The 21,071-nt window shown below is 62.2% G+C and carries 13 protein-coding genes; 6 read left to right on the top strand and 7 right to left on the bottom strand.

From position 1 onward, the window contains the following. Positions 1-194 precede the first annotated feature (194 nt). The 3 genes from ACJ8IN_RS23430 to ACJ8IN_RS23420 form a co-directional block, all read right to left on the bottom strand. The gene (locus ACJ8IN_RS23430; RefSeq protein WP_373275056.1) at positions 195-3,221 is read right to left on the bottom strand and encodes an autotransporter outer membrane beta-barrel domain-containing protein; all 3,027 of its coding nucleotides are present in this window, start codon (positions 3,219-3,221) and stop codon (positions 195-197) included. A 202-nt stretch (positions 3,222-3,423) separates the two neighbouring features. Next, positions 3,424-6,444: an autotransporter outer membrane beta-barrel domain-containing protein gene (locus tag ACJ8IN_RS23425; RefSeq protein WP_442519548.1), complete on the bottom strand. Its 3,021-nt coding sequence runs from the start codon at positions 6,442-6,444 to the stop codon at positions 3,424-3,426. Positions 6,445-6,922: 478 nt separating this feature from the next. Continuing rightward, positions 6,923-7,561, bottom strand: a complete 639-nt coding sequence (locus ACJ8IN_RS23420; RefSeq protein WP_308326118.1) for a TetR/AcrR family transcriptional regulator — start codon at positions 7,559-7,561, stop codon at positions 6,923-6,925. A 263-nt stretch (positions 7,562-7,824) separates the two neighbouring features. Here ACJ8IN_RS23420 and ACJ8IN_RS23415 point away from each other — a divergent pair, with 263 nt between their 5' ends. Then, positions 7,825-9,042: a Tm-1-like ATP-binding domain-containing protein gene (locus tag ACJ8IN_RS23415; protein WP_033636397.1), complete on the top strand. Its 1,218-nt coding sequence runs from the start codon at positions 7,825-7,827 to the stop codon at positions 9,040-9,042. A gap of 94 nt (positions 9,043-9,136) precedes the next feature. Here ACJ8IN_RS23415 and spy read toward each other — a convergent pair whose 3' ends face one another. Further along, on the bottom strand, positions 9,137-9,625 hold the full coding sequence (gene spy, locus ACJ8IN_RS23410) for an ATP-independent periplasmic protein-refolding chaperone Spy (protein WP_033636398.1): 489 nt from the start codon (positions 9,623-9,625) through the stop codon (positions 9,137-9,139). Between the two features lie 535 nt (positions 9,626-10,160). On the opposite strand from spy, the gene pdeR reads away from it, so the two are divergent. Beyond that, complete coding sequence (gene pdeR, locus ACJ8IN_RS23405; RefSeq protein ID WP_174158841.1) at positions 10,161-12,155, top strand: cyclic di-GMP phosphodiesterase; 1,995 nt, start codon at positions 10,161-10,163, stop codon at positions 12,153-12,155. A 16-nt stretch (positions 12,156-12,171) separates the two neighbouring features. On the opposite strand, the gene ACJ8IN_RS23400 is transcribed toward pdeR, so the two are convergent. After that, positions 12,172-13,038, bottom strand: a complete 867-nt coding sequence (locus tag ACJ8IN_RS23400; RefSeq protein WP_033636400.1) for a crotonase/enoyl-CoA hydratase family protein — start codon at positions 13,036-13,038, stop codon at positions 12,172-12,174. A gap of 341 nt (positions 13,039-13,379) precedes the next feature. Here ACJ8IN_RS23400 and yhjD point away from each other — a divergent pair, with 341 nt between their 5' ends. The 3 genes from yhjD to ACJ8IN_RS23385 all read left to right on the top strand — a co-directional run bounded on the left by yhjD (position 13,380) and on the right by ACJ8IN_RS23385 (position 16,917). Beyond that, entirely contained in the window at positions 13,380-14,399 is a 1,020-nt protein-coding gene (yhjD, locus tag ACJ8IN_RS23395; RefSeq protein ID WP_033636401.1) for an inner membrane protein YhjD, read from the top strand. A 327-nt stretch (positions 14,400-14,726) separates the two neighbouring features. Further along, positions 14,727-16,049, top strand: a complete 1,323-nt coding sequence (locus tag ACJ8IN_RS23390) for an MFS transporter (RefSeq protein ID WP_033636402.1) — start codon at positions 14,727-14,729, stop codon at positions 16,047-16,049. Positions 16,050-16,149: 100 nt separating this feature from the next. Further along, complete coding sequence (locus ACJ8IN_RS23385; RefSeq protein ID WP_060443823.1) at positions 16,150-16,917, top strand: CDP-diacylglycerol diphosphatase; 768 nt, start codon at positions 16,150-16,152, stop codon at positions 16,915-16,917. Here the strand turns inward: ACJ8IN_RS23385 and ACJ8IN_RS23380 are convergent, their stop codons facing one another. Beyond that, the gene (locus ACJ8IN_RS23380) at positions 16,918-18,957 is read right to left on the bottom strand and encodes an AsmA family protein (RefSeq protein WP_060437099.1); all 2,040 of its coding nucleotides are present in this window, start codon (positions 18,955-18,957) and stop codon (positions 16,918-16,920) included. Positions 18,958-19,047: 90 nt separating this feature from the next. Beyond that, on the bottom strand, positions 19,048-19,839 hold the full coding sequence (pdeH, locus tag ACJ8IN_RS23375) for a cyclic-guanylate-specific phosphodiesterase (RefSeq protein WP_197847160.1): 792 nt from the start codon (positions 19,837-19,839) through the stop codon (positions 19,048-19,050). Positions 19,840-20,079: 240 nt separating this feature from the next. Between pdeH and ACJ8IN_RS23370 the strand changes: the two genes are divergently transcribed. Then, positions 20,080-21,012 carry a sugar kinase gene (locus ACJ8IN_RS23370; protein WP_060428735.1) on the top strand — a complete coding sequence of 311 codons (933 nt, stop codon included), beginning with the start codon at positions 20,080-20,082 and terminating at the stop codon, positions 21,010-21,012. The last annotated feature ends 59 nt before the right edge of the window (positions 21,013-21,071 follow it).

The following is a 21,071-nucleotide window of genomic DNA, read 5'->3' as shown; positions in this document are numbered from 1 at the left end:
CTCGGACTGCGCAAATCAAACGGGGCTTGAGCCTTTAGCGCTAATCTGTTTTACCCACTTTTAAGCCGGGATCCGTCAGGATCCCGGTTTTTTATTGCCCTGGCGCCGCGCCATCATACGGACTCACCCCGCAGCCGCAAATAAAAACGGAGCCGGCATGCCGGCTCCGTGGTCATTGCGATGATCGCTGAACGTCAGAAGCGCCAGGTAAAACCGGCGTTGACGCTGTTGTCCTGGTGGTTCTGCGACAGCAGCCCGCCGTAGCCCAGCGACAGCGTGGCGTTTTCGTTCACCGCCACTTCCGCCCCCGCCTTCAGCACCATCCCGTCGCGCGAGACCGGCACGCTGTCCACCACGAACGGCGCGTTGCCGCCGTTGAACCGCAGCCCGGTACCGCGTTCCAGCCCGCCGTACTGGTGTTGCCACCCCAGCTCGCTGCGCAGCGCCACCGTCGTGCCCGCGCTCACCTGCCATTCGGTGTCCGCACGCAGGCCCAGCGTCGACACCGTCGCGTCCGTGTGCTGCTTGTCGCCGCGCAATGCCGCCGCGCCGCCGCTTTCTGCGATGCCGTTGTTCTCGAAGTTCACGTACGCCAGGTTCACGAACGGCTCCAGGTTCAGCCACTCACCCTGCACGCTGTAGCCCGCTTCCGCGAACAGCTGCTCGGTGCGCGCACTGTACTTCGCCGTGTCGCGATCCGACTGCATCCCGTAGTTCACCGACCGCTTGGTGTCGATGCGGTGCCAGGTGTAGCCCGCCCCGCCGCGCAGCGCCAGCGCCCCGAACTGCTTGTCGCCGTACGCCGCCAGGTGGTAGTTGTCGCTGTCCGCCTTCGACCCGTACCCGCCGTGCAGCGAGGTGCGGGTGTAGCCGGTCGCCACCCCCAGCCGCCAGTCGTCCGCCGCCGCCGAGTCCAGCCCCACCAACACCCCGTAGGTCGAGGCCTGATAGCCGGTAGCATTGGCGTCGCCCGACGCGTGGTCCCACGCCCCCAGCAGCTGCGCCCAGGCACCGCCCTCATCCGCCTTGATGGCCGACGAGCTCGCCAGCCCTTCCGCCTGACGCAGGCGCCCGTTCAGCGCCTCGCGCAGGTAGCGGCTGTCGTTCACCAGCGCCGAGGCGATGTCCGCATGGATTTGCCCCGACAGCTGACGGAACGCCTGCCGCGCTTCGCCCGCCGTGCCGCTGCTGAGCAGGCTCTCGTACACCGGGTTGCCCGCCGCCAGCGCATCCGCCGCCGCCGCCACCGCCCGCTCGTTCGCCGTCTGCGCCACGCTGGCGAAGCTGGTGCCGTTGCGCCCGACGCTCAGCGTCACCCCGGTCGGCTGGTAGCTCAGCCCGGTGCCGAGGAACAGGTAGTTCGGCGCCACCGCGTCAAACTGCCCGCTCACCCCCTGCTGCGCGCTCAGGATGGTGTACTGCTGGCCCAGCAGGCTGCGCACCTCGCTTTGCGTCAGCAGGTTGGGGCTGTTCTCCAGCGTCACCGCCACCTCGCCGCCGCCGATCGTCGCCGATCCGCTGCTCTGGATCCGATCGCTCTGGCCGTTCGGCCCCACTTCCACCGCGTAGCGCGAACCCGGCTCGAAGCTGACGTTGCCGGCCACGTTCAGGGTACCGATCGAGTTGCCCGGCGCCACGGTGCCGCCCTGACGGGCGGTCAGCGAACCGACCGTGCCGCTGCCGCCGACGATGCCGCCGCTCTGCACGCTGACGGCCGAAGTGACCGAGCCGTTGACAGCCAGCCGCCCCTGATTGACCAGCGTCGGGCCGGAATAGGTGTTGGCGCCGGTCATGACCAGCGTGCCCATCCCTTCTTTGGTCAGGCCGCCGTGGCCAGAGATGTTGTTGGAGTAGACTTCCAGTTCGCAGCTGATGTCGTCACACTTTCTGGCGTGCAGCGTGCCGGCATCCACCTCGGCGCCCAGGCCCGGAATATTGGCGACAAACTGGGTCGGGCCGTAGGCCACGCCCGTCGGATCCGGGATGCGGAACTCCGCCGGAATATCCTCGACGGTATAGAACATGCCCGGGCCGTTAATGGCTTTGCCCAGGTTGATCATCCCCCAGCCGTAGAGCGCGTCGATGCCCGGCGCGCCCATGTCGGTGGCGGTAGTTTTCAGCACGTCGGCAATCTGCGCCGAACTCATGTACGGGAAACGCTGCAGCAACACCGCCACCGCGCCGGTGACGTGCGGCGTCGCCATCGAGGTGCCGTTTTTATTGCCGTAGTCCGACACCAGGTTGGCCGGATCGGAACCGTTGGCCACGGTGCTGTAGATTTTGCTGCCCGGCGACGAGACGCAGAAGCTGGCGGTATAGCCGCAGCGGGAAGAGAAGCTGCTGATGGTGTAAGGCACGCTGTTGGTCGATGCCGCATCCTGCGCCACGCTGGCGACCGACAGCCAGTTTGGCGCGATGTCCGGCACGAAGTAGGCCAGCCCGCTGATCACATCCGGCTGGTTGTAGTTGCCGTCGTTACCGGCGGCGAACAGCACCAGAATATTTTTGCGCGCGGCGTCGATGGCGCCCTGATAGCCTGCGCCGGCCAGGCTGCCGAGCAGCGGTTTGACCTGATCGAATTGTTCCTGCGCATCCTTCAGCTCAAAGTGCAGCGCGTTAGGATCGCGGCCGCCGTCGGACAGAAAGTCGGGAATACTGACGCCCCAGCTGTTGTTGATCACCCGCACGCCGTTGTTGATCATCGCCTGCCAGCCGGCATTGGTGACGGCGCCGTCCAGGCCGAGGAATTCACCATAGGCCGGGCCGTCGTTGTCGTTATCGACGCTGACCACCTGCGAATCGAAAGCCACGCCGTGCATGCCGACGCCGTCGCGGTTGGCGGCGCTGATGCCCGCAACGTGCACCCCATGATTGCTCAGCATGCCCTGTGAGCCGCTGTAGAAGTGGAAGGTGCCGTCGAAGTAAAAGCGGTCGCCGGCGTTAATGCCCGGCCGGTGCGGATCGGTGTAGGCGCGATAGCCTTCGGTGACCACGTTGATCAGTTTGCCGTCGCCGGCGAACTCGGGATGGCGGTTGACCGGGGTATCGAAAATGCCCACCTTCTGCCCTTTGCCGGTATAGCCGGCGGCGTAGGCCTCATCGGCGTGGATCGCCCCCAGCCCCCAGTTGGCGTTGAATTCGGCGTTGCGCCAGCTGGCCGGATCGCCGGCTTGGCCATTCACCTCGTGCGGCGCCGCCTGTGCATACCCCGCCAGCGCCATGCAGCAGACTAGCGCGTTCAGCCGCCACGGCGAGCGGCGAGCATTTCCTTTGCTATCAAAACCCATTGTTGTTGTCATTTCCTTACCTTTTGCTTGTTATTGGCCGACGCCCCAGGTGCGCCGGGCTTTCATTAGCAGGATGTGAAAAAGGAACCGTCCGCAGACGGTTCCGGTACAAGGATTGAATCGATGGTGTTTGTGCTTAGAAGCGCCAGGTGAAACCGGCGTTGACGCTGTTGTCCTGATGGTTCTGCGACAGCAGCCCGCCGTAGCCCAGCGACAGCGTGGCGTTTTCGTTCACCGCCACTTCCGCCCCCGCCTTCAGCACCATGCCGTCGCGCGAGACCGGCACGCTGTCCACCACGAACGGCGCGTTGCCGCCGTTGAACCGCAGCCCGGTGCCGCGCTCCAGCCCGCCGTACTGGTGTTGCCACCCCAGCTCACTGCGCAGCGCCACCGTCGTGCCCGCACTCACCTGCCATTCGGTGTCCGCACGCAGGCCCAGCGTCGACACCGTCGCGTCCGTGTGCTGCTTGTCGCCGCGCAATGCCGCCGCGCCGCCGCTTTCTGCGATGCCGTTGTTCTCGAAGTTCACGTACGCCAGATTCACGAACGGCTCCAGGTTCAGCCACTCACCCTGCACGCTGTAGCCCGCTTCCGCGAACAGCTGCTCGGTGCGCGCGCTGTACTTCGCCGTGTCGCGGTCCGACTGCATCCCGTAGTTCACCGACCGCTTGGTGTCGATGCGGTGCCAGGTGTAGCCCGCCCCGCCGCGCAGCGCCAGCGCCCCGAACTGCTTGTCGCCGTACGCCGCCAGGTGGTAGTTGTCGCTGTCCGCCTTCGACCCGTACCCGCCGTGCAGCGAGGTGCGGGTGTAGCCGGTCGCCACCCCCAGCCGCCAGTCGTCCGCCGCCGAGTCCAGCCCCACCAGCACCCCGTAGGTCGAGGCCTGATAACCCGTGGCGTTGGCGTCGCCCGACGCGTGGTCCCACGCCCCCAGCAGCTGCGCCCAGGCACCGCCCTCGTCCGCCTTGATGGCCGACGAGCTCGCCAGCCCTTCCGCCTGACGCAGGCGCCCGTTCAGCGCCTCACGCAGGTAGCGGCTGTCGTTCACCAGCGCCGAGGCGATGTCCGCATGGATTTGCCCCGACAGCTGACGGAACGCCTGCCGCGCTTCGCCCGCCGTGCCGCTGCCGAGCAGGCTCTCGTACACCGGGTTGCCCGCCGCCAGCGCATCCGCCGCCGCCGCCACCGCCCGCTCGTTCGAGGTCTGCGCCACGCTGGCGAAGCTGGTGCCGTTGCGCCCGACGCTCAGCGTCACCCCGGTCGGCTGGTAGCTCAGCCCGGTGCCGAGGAACAGGTAGTTCGGCGCCACCGTGTCAAACTGCCCGCTCACCCCCTGCTGCGCGCTCAGGATGGTGTACTGCTGGCCCAGCAGGCTGCGCACCTCGCTTTGCGTCAGCAGGTTGGGGCTGTTCTCCAGCGTCACCGCCACCTCACCGCCGCCGATCGTCGCCGATCCGCTGCTCTGGATCCGATCGCTCTGGCCGTTCGGCCCCACTTCCACCGCGTAGCGCGAACCCGGCTCGAAGCTGACGTTGCCGGCCACGTTAAGGGTACCGATCGAGTTGCCCGGCGCCACGGTGCCGCCATCACGGGCGGTCAGCGAACCGAGCGTGCCGCTGCCGCCGACGATGCCGCCGCTCTGCACGCTGACGGCCGAGGTGACCGAGCCGTTGACAGCCAACCGCCCCTGGTTGACCAGCGTCGGGCCGGAATAAGTATTGTTACCGGTCAGCACCAGCGTGCCGATGCCCTGCTTGGTCAGGCCGCCGTGGCCGGAGATGTCGTTGCTCCAGACGTCCAGGCCGCACAGCACATCGCTGCAGACGCGCTCGGTCGGTTTGCCCTTGTCCAGCACCGCGCCGACGCCCGGCAGATCCACCACGAACTGGGTCGGGCCGTAAGCCACGCCCGTCGGATCCGGGATGCGGAATTCTTCGGGAATATCCTCGACGGTCGCCAACATGCCAGGGCCGTTGATGGCTTTGCCCAGGTTGATCATCCCCCAGCCGTAGAGCGCGTCGATGCCCGGCGCGCCCATGTCGGTGGCGGTGGTTTTCAGCACTTCCGCCACCTGCGCGCCATTCAGATACGGGAAACGCTCCATCAGCACCGCGACGCTGCCGGCCACGTGCGGCGCCGCCATCGAGGTGCCGCTGTATTTGGCGTAGCCGGTCGTCAGATTCTCCACGCTGGTGCCTTCAATCACCGAGCTGTATACCCGGGTGCCCGGCGCCGAAACGCAGAAGCTGGCGGTGTAGCCGCAGCGGGAAGAGAAGGTGCTGATGCTGTAGTCGCCGCTATTAGAGGGATCCTGCAAGCTGGCGACCGACAGCCAGTTCGGTGCAATCTCCGGCACGAAATAGGCCAGGCCGGCCATGGCATCGGGGTTATTCAGATTGCCGTCGTTACCGGCGGCGAAGATGGTGACCACGCCGCTGCGCGCCGCGTCGATCGCGCCCTGATAGGCGCCGCCGGGCTTGGTGCCGAGGATCTGTTTGATCTGATCGAACTGCTTTTGCGCATCGTTTACTGTGAAATGCGGATAAGCCGGGTCATAACCCCCCTCATCAAACTTTTCGGTAATGCCGATGCCCCAGCTGTTGTTGATGATGCGCGCGCCGCTGGCCACCAGCGCATCCCAGCCGGCCTGGTACACCGCGCCGTCGTTGCCGAGGATGATGCCGTCCTCCGGGCCGGGATCGCCGTTTTCGGCGCTGATGATCTGCGCGTTGAACGCCACGCCGTGCATGGCGCCGCCGTCGCGGCTGCCGGCGGCGATGCCGCCCACGTGGGTACCGTGCGAACCGAGCGTGCCGTCGGAATCCACGCTCGGCGTGCCGTCATAGCGGAAGTCATCGCCTTTCTTCACCGGGATATAGGGATCGGTGTATTCGCGGATGCCTTTGGTGACCAAATTGATCACCTTATTCTCACCGGCAAATTCGGGATGCTTGGCGTAGACCGGCTGATCGAAAATGCCGAGTTTGATGCCTTTTCCGGTATAACCAGCGGCGTAGGCCTGGTCGGCGTGGATCGCCCCCAGCCCCCATTCCGCGTTGAACTCACTGCTGCGCCAGCTGGCCGGATCGCCCGCTTTGCCGTTCTCTATATAGCTGGCGGCCTGCGCCCCGCCGATCGCCGTCAGGCAGATCAGCATCGCGCTCCATTGTGCGCGATGAACTCCGATTTCAGGCCAGCCGAAGGCCGCCCGAGCGGATTTGACTCCTCTAAGTTTCTTCTCCATCCCAGATACCGTCCGTTGTTGTTTGCAAATGTTTTATAAGATTTTTTGTGTAACAGTTTGGTAATACCAAATAAATAAAGCACAACAATCTCAAGTGCGCTTAATGTGTCATCCGGCAGTTCGGCGGGAGGGGAGAAAGTTTCAGGGGTGAATCAGGCCAGCGACGATAAGAAATGACAATGACGCTTGGCGGTATCGGAGCGGCGATAGCACGTGAGGGAATAAATATTAATTAACTGATAAATAAAAATATAATTCAGAGGTAAATGAAGGGTGTGGCCGCCTGAAAAGTGCTTAACAGGCGTCTTTTATCACTTTTAATTATAAATTTTGCCAATATTCACTCAGTGAATTATGCTGGTTTTTCAGTCAGTCATCGGCAAAAATTGGATTATCCTGCTGATGTTTTTTTGCGGTTCGTCGCGTCCTCTTCCGCCTGACGAAGGATGGCTTTGGCCATCCATTGCGTGACGTTCTGAATGCTCTCAAGCTCCAGCCCCCAGATATCTTTCAGCACCAGGAACACCTCCGAGCCGTAAATCAGCGAGAAAGCATGAATCACTCTCTGCAGAGAGTCCGGCGGCAGTTTGCCCTGCAGCGGTTCTACCGCCAGCGCCAACAGACGCTTGCGGTTGCCGCGCACGAATTTTTCGCCCGGCGTCGCGTGCGCCCACTGCTGCAAAGAGAGCTGCAACGCCGCGCGCAACGCCCCCTCGTGCCGTTCCATCTGAGGATAGGCGAAGGTCAGCAACTGCTGGATGCGCTTCAGGGCATCATCGTCTTGCGGGCGCCATTCCAGAATAGGCCCCAGGCTTTCCGCCACCACGGCGCTAATCAGCGCACTCTGGGTCGGAAAGTAGCGGTAAGCGGTCGCACGCGATACCTGCGCATGCGCCGCCAGTTCGGTGATCGAAGGAAACGCGCCTTCGTCATACAGCGCCATCGCGCTGGCCAGCAACAAACGGTAGGTTTTTGCCCGGGTGGACGTCAGTGAAGGATTGAACGGGGTGGGAAAAGCATTTATCGGCACTTAAACCTCATACATCTGTACATGCTTGCGCGGCTGGAGATACGCCACTGCCGACAGGTTGACGACAAAGGCTCGGCCGCGCAAAAAGCTCAAAAATGAGACAGAAGTCCCATTTTGCACTGAGCTGCCCTTGCAAAAATGATACTGCCGTCTCATTATATAAATACATTAATCAATTTAATTTAAATGCCAACACCAGGGCACCTAAAAAATATAATACATTAATTTTTAAAATAAAAATTAGAAGCACCTCGGAAAAACCCATGAAAGATACTTCAAATTTTGTCTATATTGCTACCACAGCAGATACGAAAGGACAAGAGTTGGAGTATGTGCGGCGGCTGATTGCCAGCCTGGATTTACCCACGCGAACCGTCGATCTCTCCACCCGTAGCTTGCCGTTTGACTCCCCGGCCGATATCGGCCCAGAAGAGGTCGCTCGCCACCATCCGGCGGGCGCCGGCGCGGTCTTCTGCGCCAGCCGCGGCCAGGCGATCGCCGCCATGGCGACCGCTTTCGAACGCTTTATCCTGACGCGCCGCGATATCGCCGCCCTGCTTGGCCTGGGCGGCTCCGGCGGCACAGCCATCATCACGCCGGCCATGCAGCAACTGCCGATCGGTCTGCCGAAAGTGATGGTCTCGAGCATGGCGGCGGGTGACGTTTCCGCCTATGTCGGCGCCAGCGATATCAGCATGCTGTATTCGGTCACCGATCTCGCCGGCCTGAATCGCATCTCGCGACGGGTGCTGGGCAACGCGGCGCGCCAGATAGCCGGCGCAGTCCGCTTCGCCGCCGTCGACTCTCACGACGACAAGCCGGCGATCGGCCTGACAATGTTTGGCGTCACCACGCCCTGCGTTCAGGCGTTGATTGCCGAGTTGGGATCGCAATGGGATTGTCTGACGTTTCATGCGACCGGCAGCGGCGGCAGAGCGTTGGAAAAACTGATCGATAGCCGCCAACTGCACGGCGCCATCGATTTGACCACCACCGAAGTGGCCGATCACCTGTTTGGCGGCGTGCTGCCCTGCAATACCGATCGTTTCGGTGCCATCGCGCGTACCGGCATCCCGTGCGTGCTCTCCTGTGGCGCGATCGACATGATCAACTTCGGCGCGCCGAACACGGTGCCGGCTCGCTATGCCAACCGTCTGCGCCACCCTCACAACCCGCAAGTGACGCTGGTGCGCACCAGCGCGCGGGAGAATGCGTTAATGGGGCGTTGGATGGGCGAAAAAATCAACGCCTGCGCGGGCGAAGTGCGTTTCGTTATCCCGGCGGGCGGCGTATCGGCTCTGGACGCGCCCGGGCAACCGTTCTGGGATCCGGCGGCGCTGGCCGCCTTTACGCAAGCGCTGGAAGAAACGGTGCGCGCCACCGACAAACGCCGGTTGATAAAAACGCCTTATCATATTAACGACCCGCGCTTTGCTCAGGCCGTTGCCGAGCAGTTCCGGCACATGGTCGGCGGAGAATGATTATCACTCACTGCATAGCCTGCCAGTGATAACGCCAAATAGAAAAAGGGCCAGACAAATAGTCTGGCCCTTTATTATTCACCGCGAGCGGATATTACTGATCGGAGGACATCTGCGCCTTCATTTTATTCATGTGGTCCATCATCTTTTGCTCACGTTTCTGATAATTCTCATTGTATTGTTTTTTCTGCTCAGGGGTCAGCAGGTTATACATTTTATTTTCCGCTTTGGCGCGCTCCAGCATGCGTTCGGATTGCGCTTTACCGATCGCGTCAATTTGCGCCTTCGCCTTCGCTTCGTCAAAGCTGTCGGAAGCGACCAGATTGTGCAGCGCCTGGCGCTCCTCTTTCATGCCCGGCCCGCGCTTCTGGTGCGACTCTTTCATGATATCGCGCATCTGCTGGCGCTGCTGCTCGGTCAGGTTCAGCCCGGCGAACGGGCCGCCTTTGCCTTCACCCTTGTGATGCATCATTTTCATCGGCGCCGCATCCGCCGCCGGGGCAGTGGTGTCTGCAGCGAACGCCGCGGAAGCGGAACCCAGGGCCAGCGTGGAAGCAATAAATAAAGCCGTCAATTTACGCATAATCATTTCCTTAAAATTTTTTCTTCATCAGGAGCGCTGTACGTTAACAGGCTCATTCGTCGTCGGAGATAATAATAGGCTGATAAATTTCAAGTAATGCGAGGGTGTGTAAACTTTTTAAAACCCGTCTCGGATTTATTCACCAATTATGAGAAAACTATGAAGATGGCGTTTATTTGATGGAAATTTTAATTTCCCGGCAACAATCCCCTCGGTGGAGTTATTTTTCCGCTTTCCCCTTACCGCTATAATTTACTCGCCTGCACGGCAACCTTGCATCAACCGTTTTCCGATAACGGGGGAAGTCAGTACCAGCATCACAGGATCCGATGTTCTCCTACACTTTAAGACAACCGGCCGCCGGGCGACGTTTACACCGCAAAACTAATCATTGCTTATATAATAGTTCCCATCACCCGCTCCGCCTGTGAAAACCTGTTATATGATGCACAGATGCGTACGGCGATCGCTTTCGGGCCAACAGGCTGCCCGGAGCTGTGCTGACCGGCCGCCCGTGCTCTTTTGAGGAATCATCATGCCCGCAGACCAAGGCTCTGAGCTTCTTAACGCCCACTTCGGCACCCAAAGCCCCCACTGGCGGCTGGCGTTTGACAGCAATGCCCTGGAGCTGTCCGCCGTTAAAGGCAAAGCCCACGTCGCGGTGGCGCTCAGCGCCATGGAAGCGGCGAAAATCCGTCGCCTGACCGGCGTCACCGCCAGCCTGGAGCTGACCATTACGCTAGCCGGTGCACCGCTGCATCTGCATCTGGTCGGGCGCCGCGTCAACAACCTCGAATGGGCGGGCACCGCTTCCGCCTTCAGCGACACCCAATCTGTGGCGCGCGACCTGGTGCACGGCCTCTCCTTCGCCGAGCAGGTGGTGTCCGAAGCCAACTCGGTGATCGTGATCGTCGATCAACACGGCCGCATTCAGCGTTTCAACCGGCTGAGCGAGGAGTATACCGGGCTGCACGAACACGAGGTGATCGGCAAAAACGTTTTCCAGCTGTTTATGAGCCCGGAAGAAGCCGCCGCTTCGCGGCGCAACATCGCCGGCTTCTTCCGCAACGGTTCGTCCTATGAGGTGGAACGCTGGGTAAAGACGGTCAAGGGCGAACGGCTGTTCCTGTTCCGCAATAAGTTCGTGCACAGCGGCAGCGGCAAAAACGAAGTCTTTCTGATCTGCTCCGGTACCGACATCACCGAAGAACGCCGGGCGCAGGAGCGGCTGCGGGTGCTGGCCAACACCGATCTCATCACCGGCCTGCCGAACCGTAACGCCATCCAGGACAAGATCAATCACGCCATCGCCACGCGCGGCGAAGAGAGTTTCGGCCTGGTGTACCTCGATCTCGACAACTTCAAAAAGGTCAACGACGCCTACGGCCATATGTTCGGCGATCGGCTGCTGGTCGAGGTCGCGCTGGCGATCCTCGGCTGCCTGGGCCCAGACCAGGTGCTCGCCCGCCTCGGCGGCGACGAATTCCTGGTGCTGGCACCGCAAGCCGATCGCGAGCGCCTGCAAACGCTGGCGCAGCGCATCATCGACAGGCTGAAAACCCCTTTCCGCATCGGCCTGATTGAGGTGTATACCGGCTGTTCGATCGGCATCGCGCTGTGCCCGGAGCACGGCAACGATCTCGACAGCCTGATCCGCAGCGCCGATACCGCCATGTACGTCGCCAAGGAGCACGGCAAACGCACCTATACCGTCTTCTCGCCGGAGATGAATAAACGCGTCGCCGAATACATGTGGCTGGACACCAATCTGCGCAAAGGGCTGGAGCAAAATCAGCTGGTGCTGTATTACCAGCCGAAAATCGACGCGCGCAGCGGTGAAGTGCACAGCGTGGAAGCGCTGGTGCGCTGGGATTCGCCGGAGCGCGGCCTGATCCCACCGCTGCAGTTCATTTCCTACGCCGAGGAGTCCGGCCTGATCGGCCCGCTCGGCCAATGGGTGCTGCAGACCGCCGCCGGGCAGGCGGCGCAGTGGCAAGAACAGGGCTTGAATCTGCGGGTGGCGGTCAACCTCTCTGCCCGTCAGCTGGCTGATGACAGCATCGTCAACGACCTGCTCGGGGTGCTGCGCCGTCACCGCATGGCCCCCTGTCTGCTGGACTTCGAGTTGACCGAAAGCAGCCTGATTGAAGACGAGAACCGCGCGCGCGCGTTGATCACCCGGCTGCGCGAACTGGGCGCGCAGGTGCATCTCGACGACTTCGGCACCGGCTATTCGTCGCTGGCGCAGCTGGCGCGCATTCCTCTGGACGCCATCAAGCTGGATAAAAGCTTCGTGCGCGGGGTGAATTTCAACCCGGTATCGCAATCGTTGGTGCGCGCGATCGTCGCGGCGGCGGAGGCGTTGGCGTTCCGGGTGATCGCCGAAGGGGTGGAGACCGAGAGCGAAAACCACTTCCTCGACGAGGTCGGCGTGGACGAAAAACAGGGCTTTCTGTTTGCGCGGCCAATGCTCCCGGAACAGCTGGAGCATTGGCTGCAGTCCTATCGCCCGCGCTCACCCTCCGCATGAGGCGGGCGCGTTAAGGTTAGCCGGCACGACGCAGGTTCAGGGTATGGCGATCCTGCAACATCACCAGCCGCTCGATGTAGGCGCGGTCTTTTTCCTCAATGGTAAAGGCCGAGTGCACCCAATCTTCGGTAATGTCCATCAGCTCGGAGCGCGTCAGCTGCAACACGCGCTGACGCGCCCGCAGCATGGCGCGCATGCCGTTGAGCTTCGGCCGAATGGTATCGATAAAGGTGCGCGTCGCCATGTAGGCGTCGCCGGGCTGGAACAGCTGATCCACCAGCCCGCGGCTCTCGAACCACTCTGCGGTGTGCGACTCGCCGCCCCAAATCAGCTCCTCGGCCAAGCGCATGCCCGCCTTGCGCGCCACCAGCGAGTAACCGCCCATGCCGGGAAACAGGTTGAACGCGATCTCCGGAAACCCCATGCGCGCATTGTTCTGCGCCAACACGAAATGGTGCGCCAACGCCGCTTCAAAGCCGCCCCCCAGCGCGCTGCCTTCGACCATCGCAATGCTGACCGCGCCGGTGTCGAAACCGCGAGCCGCCGCATGCACGCAGTCGATGCAGGCGCGCGCGTAGGCCATCATCGCCTCGCGCTTGCGGTTTTTGATCGCGTCGGCGAAGAACTGCAGATCGCCGCCGACGTTGAACATGTTCGGCACCAGCGAGCCGGTGACCCAGAAATCGAACCGCAGCGAAGATTCCTTCGCCGCCTGCGCCAGCGTCATGATGTCTTCGATCAGCGCCTGGTTGAAGCAGGGGCGCGGCGCGGCGCGCAGCAGCATCCACATGATGTGCCGCCCCTCTTCATAGTAGGCGGACAGCTGCGACAGATTGCCCGCTTCGGTAAACGGGCGGCAGGTGGGGTGATTAAGCAATTTCATAAGACCTTCCAGTTTTTCTGTTGATGACGGATGAGACCGTTCCAGCCCCTACGGCTGCAGCGGAGCGGCGAGCGGCAAAGCGCAACGCCACATCATGAGTAAACGCTTTCTCGCCGACGAAACAGATAAAAATTGGAGGTAGGAAAGTGAAAAAAACTGAGGCACCACGGGGTTTCCATAGGAATTTTACCTATCGCGCCATCGTCGGCATTTCATGCCGGGCGCTAACGCGCTAAGCTCGGAAAATGACCGTTTGCCGCCCCGGCGCTCAAAACGCCGCGGGGCTTTGGCTATAATCAATGCTGAAACATGCCGTTTAACGTTAAGGAAATCGTGAAGTAATGCCTACAGGACCAGACCAGGAACGCCGCCAGCCCGCACAAGACACGCCGCCGAAGCCGCTTATCGCCATCAAGACCGGCCATGAGACCCTCGACCGCCGCATCGGTGGTTTTTCACGTCTGATTGAACGCATCAAAGCCTGGCCGAGCGTGGCGCACCTGCTGCGCGCGGCCGAACGCTTTAACGATCGGCTGGGTAGCCAGTTCGGCGCCGCCATCACCTATTTTTCATTCCTCTCGCTGATCCCGATCCTGATGGTGTCGTTTGCCGCCGCCGGCTTCGTGCTGGCCTCCAATCCGGACCTGCTGGCCCGCTTGATCAACCGGATCGTCGGCAGCATCAGCGATCCGACGCTGGCCAGCACGCTGAAGAACACCGTCAATACCGCCATTCAGCAGCGCACCACCGTGGGGTTGACCGGTCTGGCGCTGGCACTCTATTCCGGCATCAGCTGGATGGGCAATCTGCGCGAGGCGATCCGCGCGCAGTCGCGCGATGTCTGGGAGCGCAATCCGCAGGATCAGGAGAAAATCTACTTCAAATACACCCGCGACTTCATCTCGCTGACCGGCCTGGTGGTCGCGCTGATTATCACGCTGTCGCTGACCTCGGTCGCCGGGTCGGCGCAGGCGGCGATCGTCAACGCGCTGGGGCTGGACGGCATCGAATGGCTTCGGCCGGCGCTGACGACGATCGCGCTGTCGATCTCGATCTTCGCCAACTATCTGCTGTTCCTGTGGATTTTCTGGATGCTGCCGCGCCACAAACCGAAGAAAAAAGCGCTGCTGCGCGGCACCTTGCTCGCCGCCATCGGTTTTGAAGTGATCAAGTTCGTGATGACCATGACGCTGCCGCAGGTGGCGAAGTCGCCTTCCGGCGCGGCCTTCGGATCGGTGATCGGGCTGATGGCGTTCTTCTACTTCTTCGCTCGTTTGACGCTGTTTTGCGCCGCCTGGATCGCCACCGCCGACTACAAAGGCGACAAAGCGTTGCCGGAACGCGAGCCGCCAGCGCGCTGAAGCCATGCAATCGTGCCGGTGTTATCGCACACACCGGCACGTTCATCTGGTTAACAGCCAAAAAACCAGTCAATACATCTGAATCACGCGGTGCGCCATCCGGAAACCAGCATAACAAACTGCCCAGTCACTTTTCTTTGCCGTTTTTACAGCCATTCCCTCTGCACGAACTCCATTTCTCAACGTTTAACGCTGCAGAAAAGAAGCCCGGTAAAACATTAGTCTTTTTAACCGGTTAGGAGCGGCGTTGCCCAAAGCTCCCGCGTTGAAAAGGCCGCATGCTGTCACTAAGATGGATTTTTACCCCCTCTAACGATAAGAAATATTATGCAAGCCACCATCGCACCCCCACTCGACGCCGACGAGGCGTCCACACCGGTGAACTCCCGCGGGAAAGTCATCGTCGCCTCGCTGGTCGGCACCGCCATCGAGTTCTTCGACTTCTACATCTACGCCACCGCCGCGGTGATCGTGTTCCCGCACATCTTCTTCCCGCAGGGCGACCCGACCACCGCGACGCTGCAGTCGCTGGCCACCTTCGCCGTCGCCTTTGTCGCGCGCCCTATCGGCTCTGCGCTGTTCGGCCACTTCGGCGATCGGGTAGGGCGCAAGGTCACGCTGGTCGCCTCGCTGCTAACCATGGGGATTTCCACCGTGCTGATCGGCCTGCTGCCAAGCTATGAAACCATCGGCATCTTCGCCCCTATCCTGCTGGCGCTGGCGCGCTTTGGGCAGGGCCTGGGGCTGGGCGGCGAATGGGGCGGCGCCGCCCTGCTGGCGACGGAGAACGCGCCGGCCAAAAAGCGCGCGCTGTACGGCTCCTTCCCGCAGTTGGGCGCGCCGATCGGCTTCTTCTTCGCCAACGGCACCTTCCTGCTGCTCTCCTGGCTGCTGAGTGACCAGCAGTTTATGGAATGGGGCTGGCGCGTGCCGTTCATCCTCTCCGCGGCGCTGGTGCTGATCGGCCTGTACGTTCGGGTATCGCTGCATGAAACGCCGGTGTTCGCCAAAGTGGCCAAGGCCGGCAAACAGGTGAAAGTGCCGCTCGGCACGCTGCTGAGCAAGCATCTGAAAGCCACTATCCTCGGCACCTTCATCATGCTGGCGACCTATACGCTGTTTTATCTGATGACGGTGTATTCGATGACCTACGGCACCGCGCCGCAGCCGCTGGGCCTCGGCTACTCCCGCAACAGCTTCCTGTGGATGCTGATGGTGGCGGTGATCGGCTTCGGCGTGATGGTGCCGATCGCCGGCCTGCTGGCGGATGCGTTCGGCCGCCGCAAGACCATGATCGCCATTACCCTGCTGATGATCGGCTTCGCGTTCCTGTTCCCGCCCCTGCTGGGTTCCGGCAATCAGGCGCTGGTGATGGGCTTCCTGTTGTGCGGCCTGAGTATCATGGGGCTGACCTTTGGCCCGATGGGCGCGCTGCTGCCGGAGCTGTTCCCTACCGAAGTGCGCTATACCGGCGCGTCGTTCTCCTACAACGTCGCGTCGATCCTCGGCGCGTCCGTGGCGCCTTATATCGCCACCTGGCTGGCGGCCCACTACGGGCTGTTCTACGTCGGCATGTACCTGGCGGCGATGGCCGGGTTGACGCTGCTGGCCCTGCTGTTGATGAAAGAAACCCGCCACCGGTCGCTGTGATCCCCTGCGGCCCCCTCACTGCGGGGGCCGCACGCGTTGTTCGTTTACTGTCATAAAACCGGGCTATGCTGGATGTTTCTCTCGGTAACAGGATCGGCCGATGTCTCTGCGTCGTGGGGTATTTGTCTGCGTTGCGCTGCTGGCGGCTCTCGCCATCGCGCTCTATTACGGGTTGAAGCCTGATCATCCCGATGCGCTGTGGCGCATCGTCAGCCAGCAATGTCTGCCCAATCAGCAAGCGCATGACAACCCGGCGCCCTGCGCGCAGGTAGATGTGCCGGCCGGCTTCGTGGTGTTTAAAGATCGCAACGGGCCGCTGCAATACCTGCTGATGCCCAGCGCCAAAATCACCGGGATAGAAAGCCCGGCGGTGCTGGACGCCACTACGCCGAATTTCTTCGCCCAGGCCTGGCGCGCGCGCCACGTGATGGCGGAACGCTATGGCAAACCGATCGACGATGGCGATATTTCACTGGCGATCAACTCGGAATATGGCCGCACGCAAAACCAGCTGCACATTCATATCTCCTGCCTGCTGCCGGCGGTAAAACAGCGGCTGGCGCAGATCGGCCCCGATTTTATCGATCAATGGCAACCGCTGCCCGGCGGCCTGTTGGGGCATGACTATCTGGGGCGGCGGGTGACCCCCGCCGAACTGGAACAACAGGGCGCCTTCCGCCTGTTGGCTTCCGGCCTGCCGCGCGCCGAAGGGCGCATGGGCAGCTTCGGCCTGGCGATGACCGCGCTGCCGGACGGCGATTTCCTGCTGCTGGCGACCGAGCGCAGCCTGCTGCCGTTTACCCTGGCCTCGGCGGAAGAGATCCAGGATCACGACTGCCGGCTGCTCACGCCGCCGCCGCGCGCCTGACTATTTTTTGCCTTTCATCTCCCGCAGGATCTGCCCGCACTGGTTCTCCTCGCCGCCTTCACTGGGTGAAACCAGCGCCAGCAGCGCCGCCGCCGGCGTCAGCACCGCGCCCAACGCCACCGCCGCCGCGCCGCGGGCGATCAGCGGCCCGGCTTTGACGCCGGCATCGGGGTGCTTGAAGGTGCCTTTCACGTACAGCGGCGAGCGCAGGGTCAGCACGCGCATCCCCTTGCTTTCCGGATCGATGGACAAATCCAGCCGTTCGGTGGCGAGGTTGGTGTTGCCGGTGATGTTGATCACCGCGTTCTCGGTGTCGAACACGAACAGCCGTGGTGCGGCGACGCCGTTACGGATGCCGACATCCGCCGCCGCGCAGTTGATGCCCACCACATCGTCACCGAACAGCTGCGCCACCAGATAGTTGCCGACGTTCAAACCGAGGATCTCCATCAGGCTGCGGCTGATCACCCCGTTATTGATCAACAGGCGCAGGTCGCCGTTGCTGGTCGCCAGCAGCTCGGCTACCGAATTGCCGCTGCCCGTCAGCCTGGCGTCGCCGTTCATCTGCCCGAGGCTGCGCTTCATCGCCGCCACGTTCGGCAACAGCTGTTTGAGCTGGAGTTTGCGCGCGTGCATATCCACCTGGCCGCGCATCGGCTTTTTGCCACCGTCGAGGCGCACCACGGCGTTCAGGCTGCCGCCCGCCATGCCGAAGCGCAGCGGATCCAGGCGCAGTTCGCCATTGTTCAGCTTCAGATGCGTGGCCAGATCGCTCAGCGGCAAATCGCTGCCGCGTTCGATGCGTGCGGCGGCAAACTTCACGTCCGCATCCATCTTGCGCCAGCTTTGCGTATCGAACTGTTCGACCGGCAGCACTTTATCCGCCGGCTGGCGGCTCTTCTCGCCGCGCCCGGCTTTGGCGGCGTTGGAGTCCGCGCCGATCAGCGGCGCCAGATCCGCCAACCTCAGTTGCCGGGAGCTCACCGCGCCGCTCAGCGTCGGCCGCGGCTTACCGGCAACGTATTTCAAATCGCCGTGAATGTCGCTGTCGCCGATTTTGCCGTCGAATTTCTGATATTCGAACACGGCGCCGCCCGGCTGATGCAGGCGGGCAATCAGATGGCCATCGGTCGCATACGGCGGCGTGTTCGGCAGCAGCACGCCGGTCAGGCCATAGAGATTACCCAGGCTTTCGCCGGAAAATTTCAGCTGCACGTCCAGCCCGCCGAGGTTCAGCGGATCGGTCAAGGTGCCCGCCACCGCCACCCGGGTACTGCCGGAGCGCACGTCGGCCTGCAGCGGGAACGGCAGATCGGCGCTCTGCAGCGACAGCATGCCGCCAATCTTGCCGCTGCCGCTCAGCGGCTCGCCGTTGTATTTGCCCTTGACCTGCCAACCGAAGACGTAGTCAGGAGTGGCGGCCTTGCCGCTGCTCTGTTTGCCGGTCACTTCACTGAACGGCAGCGGTTTGCCGAGCGGATCGATGACAGCGCGGAAGTCCGCCTTCAGCGTGGCGTCTTTAAAGGCGATCTGCCCCTTGTCGAACACGATGTCGTGAACGGTGAACGACCAGTCGGAAGGCGGTTGCTGCGGATCCTGGCCAGCGGCCAGGTCAAACGTCCAGTTGTTGTCGCCGTTGGCCAGGCGTTGCAACGACGCATTCGGCTGCTTGAGCCAAATGCGCGGGATCAGCAGTTCTTTCTTCAGCAACGCCAGCGGTGCGATGCTGGCGTCGACGCGCTGCAGCGTCACCATGCTGTCGCCGGGCATGTTTTTCGGGTTACCCAGCCACACGTCTTCGGCGTGAATATGCGGCCAGGGCACCCAGGCGCGCCAGCCGCCCTCATCCCGGTTACGCGACCAGTCGACGCCCAGATCGCCGCGGATGGCGAACGGCCGCCGCAGTTCAGCCGACACTTTGTCGTTGATGGTGGGCTTGAGTCGATTCCAGTCGAAGGTAGCGATGAAGATCGCCAGCGCGGCGATCGCCAGCAGCACAATGCCGCCCAGCCAGCTGAAAACCTTTCCTGTTCTTGTCATAGGGCTCCCTCAGCACATAAACCGGGCTGCCGAATGAAAGGAAAAGGAATGAGCAGCCCCGTTTAAGATTAGCTGAGGATAGGCCGGAGTTCACGCCGGCGCGCCGGGCGCGGCGAACAGCGTCGGTACGCTGTGTAAAGTTTCAAAGCATGCCGGGCGGGAAAGATAGTAACCCTGTGCGGCCAACGCGCCGGAACGCTGCACCAGCCGCCACTCCTGCTCGGTTTCCACGCCTTCGACGATCACCCCGTCGCTGTGCTGGTTCATCATCTTGATCAGGGTGCCGAGCAGCTGCACGCCCTCTTCAGACTGTTTAAGCAAGGTGAACAATTCGCGCGCTACCTTGATGTATTGATAGCGCCAGGCGCCGACGGCGGAGAAGTTGGCCAGCCCGCTGCCGAAATCGTCCAGCCACAGCCGTTCGCCGCCGACCATCTGGTGCATCGGGCGGTTTGACGCCGTTTCGGCGTGCTCCACCAGTTCGAAGCGCAGATAGGGCATCTCGGCGATCTGCCGCTGCAGCTCGCTATGGCGCTGCAACGCTTGCAGCGCCATGCCGTCGATATTGACCGACACCATCACCGCGTGGCGAATGAACAATGCCTGCCAGCGCTGCAACAGCGCCAGCTGTTCCTGGATCACCCGCAAACGTTGGGCGACGCCGAGCGAGGAAAAATACTGTTCCGGGGATTGCCGTTTGTCCGGTTCATTCGGGTGATATATCGCCGTCAGCAGTTCCACCGCCAGCAGCGCGCCGCTGGTGCGATAAATCGGCTGGAAGGTATACAAGCGCCGGCATTGCCGCCAGTAGCGCCGCGACTTGGCGCAGGCATAGAGGGCAAAACAGGGCGCCAGCAGACCCGAGATCAGGTTGGTTATCATCGGTACTATCGCCGTGGCGGGGAAGTGAGAGCGCTGCCGCTGTTTCTTTACCCAGCTTATCGGCCGCGCCGCGCAAAACTTTAAGCACGAATTGCCGCACGGTTTCTTCTTCACCCTGTTTTGGCATGGGCCGATCGCGATCATAAAAAATCAAAACACCGTTTTAATTTATTGACTCCCTCACCGCCTTGCGTGGAGACTGGCGGTTGTTGCTTCTTCTTTAGCCAGGGCTTATTGACGATGACTATCCGAAATCTCGCCGTGATCGGCGAATGCATGATCGAACTGTCGCAGCAGGGCGCACAGCTGACGCGCGGCTTTGGCGGCGATACCCTCAACACCGCCGTCTACCTCGCCCGCCAAATGCCGGAACAGACGCTGCAGGTGCATTACGTCACCGCGCTCGGCACCGACAGCTTCAGCGGCGAGATGCTGCAGGCCTGGCGGCAGGAGAAGATCGAGACCGGGCTGATTCAGCGGTTGGAAAACAAACTGCCGGGCCTGTACGTGATCGAAACCGACGCCGCCGGCGAACGCACCTTCTACTACTGGCGCAACGCCGCCGCCGCCCGGTATTGGCTGGCGGGCCCCCAGGCCGACGCACTGTGCGCCCGGCTGGCGCAGTTCGATTACCTGTACCTCAGCGGCATTAGCCTGGCAATCCTCTCGCCTGCCGACCGCACGAAGCTGCTGGCGCTGTTGCGCCGCTGCCGCGCCAACGGCGGCCAGGTTATCTTCGACAATAACTATCGTCCGCGCCTGTGGCACAGCCGTGAGGAAACGCAGCAGGCCTACCGTGAGGTGCTGGCCTGCACTGACATCGCCTTCCTGACGCTGGATGACGAAGAGCTGCTGTGGGGCTCGCAGCCGGTTGAACAGGTGGTGGCACGCACGCAGGCGCTCGGCGTCGGTGAGATCGTTATCAAACGCGGCGCGGATGCCTGTCTGGTGTTCAGCGTGGAGGGAGAGCGGCTTGAGGTGCCGGCCATCGCGCTGCCGCCGGAGCGCGTGGTGGATACCACCGCGGCGGGCGACTCTTTCAGCGCCGGTTATCTGGCGGAACGCCTGAACGGCGGCAGCGCCCAACAGGCGGCGCAGCGCGGCCACCTGCTCGCCGCGACGGTGATCCAACATCGCGGCGCCATCATTCCCGCAGCGGCGATGCCCGCATAGCCAATAAGGTGGCGGCGAGGTAGCCTCGCCGCCCGCACAATAGATCCCAGAAGCATTGA

Source organism: Serratia sp. CY31944, from assembly GCF_052169175.1.
GTDB classification, from domain to species: Bacteria; Pseudomonadota; Gammaproteobacteria; order Enterobacterales; family Enterobacteriaceae; genus Serratia; species Serratia sarumanii.
The sequence above is the reverse complement of the archived record's forward strand: the minus strand, read 5'-3'. Positions and strand labels throughout refer to the sequence as shown.

Coding starts and splice junctions, on each gene's coding strand:
- spy (WP_033636398.1), bottom strand. CDS start 9,625: ATGCGTAAATTGACGGCTTTATTTATTGCTTCCACGCTGGCCCTGGGT.
- pdeH (WP_197847160.1), bottom strand. CDS start 19,839: ATGATAACCAACCTGATCTCGGGTCTGCTGGCGCCCTGTTTTGCCCTC.
- ACJ8IN_RS23415 (WP_033636397.1), top strand. CDS start 7,825: ATGAAAGATACTTCAAATTTTGTCTATATTGCTACCACAGCAGATACG.
- ACJ8IN_RS23370 (WP_060428735.1), top strand. CDS start 20,080: ATGACTATCCGAAATCTCGCCGTGATCGGCGAATGCATGATCGAACTG.
- yhjD (WP_033636401.1), top strand. CDS start 13,380: ATGCCTACAGGACCAGACCAGGAACGCCGCCAGCCCGCACAAGACACG.
- ACJ8IN_RS23430 (WP_373275056.1), bottom strand. CDS start 3,221: ATGGCGCTGGCGGGGTATGCACAGGCGGCGCCGCACGAGGTGAATGGC.
- pdeR (WP_174158841.1), top strand. CDS start 10,161: ATGCCCGCAGACCAAGGCTCTGAGCTTCTTAACGCCCACTTCGGCACC.
- ACJ8IN_RS23400 (WP_033636400.1), bottom strand. CDS start 13,038: ATGAAATTGCTTAATCACCCCACCTGCCGCCCGTTTACCGAAGCGGGC.
- ACJ8IN_RS23390 (WP_033636402.1), top strand. CDS start 14,727: ATGCAAGCCACCATCGCACCCCCACTCGACGCCGACGAGGCGTCCACA.
- ACJ8IN_RS23425 (WP_442519548.1), bottom strand. CDS start 6,444: ATGCTGATCTGCCTGACGGCGATCGGCGGGGCGCAGGCCGCCAGCTAT.
- ACJ8IN_RS23385 (WP_060443823.1), top strand. CDS start 16,150: ATGTCTCTGCGTCGTGGGGTATTTGTCTGCGTTGCGCTGCTGGCGGCT.
- ACJ8IN_RS23380 (WP_060437099.1), bottom strand. CDS start 18,957: ATGACAAGAACAGGAAAGGTTTTCAGCTGGCTGGGCGGCATTGTGCTG.